Raw genomic sequence first — 2,959 nt, 5'->3', positions numbered from 1 at the left:
CACATCCACCGCATCGAGAACGTGCTCCGCACCGAACATACCTAACCATTTCGCCATTGCTCAACCCTTTCTCTTTGGGGGGGGGGCCCGCCCCCCCACCCCCCCCACACAAACAAAAAAACAAACCAAAAAAAAAAAAAAAAAAAACACACTATACAAAAAAAAACCACGACTCGATCGGATAACCTGCTGGCGATAGCTTGGTATATTATTATTAAGCTCAAATTAGTGATTTCACGATCGCGTTATTGCATAAATATACTGAATCTCCCCTTCGGATGAGGGTTTTTACGGACTCTCTTTGCAGAAACTTTGCCAATTCTCCCGGTTGCTTAATCGATCTTTTGTCCAGAAGGGAAAGGGTAGATAGAGGATTCGGCCCATCCACCCACTCCCCACCCCTACAGGTAGATTCTGGCAATGGGGACAATTCACCCACTATCGCAGTGACCTTCTAAAATAAAAGTCTGAAGCCTTGTACTCTTGCAACTCATGACTCCGCCTGTGGAATTTTTGGATACGTTTGATGTGGTTGTGGTTGGAGCCGGACACTCCGGCTGTGAAGCGGCTCTGGCAACGGCCCGGTTGGGATGCCGCACCCTGCTGTTGACACTGAACCTGGATAAAATTGCATGGCAGCCCTGTAATCCGGCAGTCGGTGGCCCTGCGAAATCGCAATTAGTGCATGAAGTCGATGCGTTAGGTGGCGAGATTGGCAAAATGGCCGATCGCACCTACTTGCAAAAGCGCATTCTCAATTCTTCCAGGGGGCCAGCCGTCTGGGCATTGCGGGCACAGACAGACAAGCGGGAATATGCCGCCGTGATGAAAGGGATTGTGGACAATCAACCCAATCTCACGGTGCGCGAGGGTATGGTCACGGATCTGGTGTTGGGTCAGAATGATGAAGTCATCGGCGTACAGACCTATTTTGGGGTTGCCTTTGAGTGCAAAGCGGTGATTCTGACAACGGGTACCTTCTTGGGCGGACGCATCTGGGTGGGCAATAAGTCCATGCCAGCGGGTCGAGCCGGAGAGTTTGCGGCAGAAGGACTGACAGAAACTCTCAATCGATTGGGATTTGAGACAGGCCGCTTGAAAACAGGCACACCTGCCAGGGTCGATCGCCGTTCAATTCACTTTGACACACTGGAACCCCAGCCCAGTGATCCGGAGATTCGCTGGTTCAGCTTTGATCCGAAAGTGTGGGTAGAGCGAGCATCCATGAATTGCTACCTGACTCGCACCACGGCTGAAACGCACCGAATCATTCAAGAAAACTTACACCTTTCCCCAGTTTATGGCGGCTGGGTGGATGCAAAAGGGCCGCGCTACTGTCCCAGCATTGAGGACAAAATTGTGCGGTTTGCCGATAAGGAAAGCCACCAAATTTTTCTGGAACCGGAAGGACGGGACAGTCATGAAATCTATGTGCAGGGCTTTTCCACCGGATTACCGGAAGCGATTCAGTTGCAAATGTTGCGATCGCTCCCCGGTCTAGAACACTGCACCATGCTGCGACCGGCTTATGCTGTGGAGTACGATTACCTGCCCGCAACCCAGTGCTACCCCACCTTGATGACTAAAAAAATCGAGGGATTATTCTGTGCAGGGCAAATCAATGGCACAACAGGGTATGAAGAAGCGGCAGCGCAGGGTATTGTGGCTGGAATCAATGCCGCTCGCTTTGTTCGAGGTCAGCAGATGATTACTTTTCCCCGCGAACAGAGTTACATTGGCACCCTGATTGATGACCTCTGTACCAAGGATTTGCGGGAACCCTATCGGATGCTGACTTCTCGATCGGAATATCGCCTGATTTTGCGATCGGATAACGCCGATCAGCGACTCACTCCTTTAGGCCGAGAAATTGGCTTAATTGACGATCGCCGCTGGCAACTGTTTCAGCACAAGCAGGCCAACATTGCCGCTGAAAAAGAACGCTTGCACGAAACTCGCGTCAAGGAACATGACGACCTAGGTCAGGCGATCGCGGCCCATACGGGACAGGCGATTAAAGGCTCGATTACCCTGGCCGAATTGTTGCGGAAACCGGGCTTTCATTATGTCAACCTGGAGCAGTTTGGACTGGGCAATCCAGACATTGATCGAGCCGAGCAAGAAGGGGCCGAAATCGATATCAAGTATTCCGGCTACATTCAGCGGCAACAGCACCAGATTGATGCGATCGCCCGTCAGGAACACCGCAAGCTCCCCCCGGATCTGGATTACCACGCCATTTCCACTCTCTCCAAGGAAGCCCGCGAAAAGCTGGCTAAAATTCGTCCTCTGTCGATCGGACAGGCCACTCGCATCGGTGGTGTCAATCCGGCAGATATCAATGCCCTGCTTGTTTACCTGGAAGTGCAGGCTCGACAAAATCAGATTGCCGCTAAAAGCGGTAGTTAAACCTCGCAGCGTTAACGGATTTTGTGCTGAATGCCGAAGGGGATCTGGTGATCACTCTGGAGCAATTCAGTGCTGCTCAGCTATCCCGATCGCAGTAGCAGGATACGATAATCCCATATCCTGAAAAGAACTGGTAGAACAGGCAGGGACATCCCCCGAGCAAGGTGGCAGTGGCAGCAGCAGACCTGGGAGTCAATGCTGAAACAATGGGAAAACTACTTGAAACAGAGAGTAAGACGAAAATAGTTGCTCCCAAGGTGGAGTTGCCGCTTGATTTAAAGCACGCCGAACAGGTCATAATTGAAAAGTTTAGTCAGTTACCAAAATCTCTATAACGGTAAAAGCAGAGAACTCAGGAAAAGCGAATGATAATGATGCGAATACTGTCCTCAAAAAGAATTGGTATGACTTTAAGAGGATGTTTTAAAAGCCATTCTCTTTTTCACCCTGACGATTGAAGTCGAGGCTACCCGGAGAAAATCTGCTGACGCAGGTTACTGAAAACCTGGATGGTACTGAGTCTGCGTTGGCAGACCGGGTGAGTGTAGTC

General features: G+C 50.7%; 2 protein-coding genes. Both read left to right on the top strand.

Translation table 11 applies throughout. The features are described 5' to 3' along the window. The first annotated feature begins 492 nt into the window (after positions 1 to 492). Positions 493 to 2,409, top strand: a complete 1,917-nt coding sequence (mnmG, locus tag ACUVQO_RS22935) for a tRNA uridine-5-carboxymethylaminomethyl(34) synthesis enzyme MnmG (protein ID WP_445928136.1) — start codon at positions 493 to 495, stop codon at positions 2,407 to 2,409. 170 nt (positions 2,410 to 2,579) lie between these two features. After that, positions 2,580 to 2,744, top strand: a complete 165-nt coding sequence (locus tag ACUVQO_RS22930) for a hypothetical protein (RefSeq protein ID WP_445928135.1) — start codon at positions 2,580 to 2,582, stop codon at positions 2,742 to 2,744. The last annotated feature ends 215 nt before the right edge of the window (positions 2,745 to 2,959 follow it).

Source organism: Leptodesmis sp. (genome assembly GCF_052746595.1).
The sequence above is the reverse complement of the archived record's forward strand: the minus strand, read 5'-3'. Positions and strand labels throughout refer to the sequence as shown.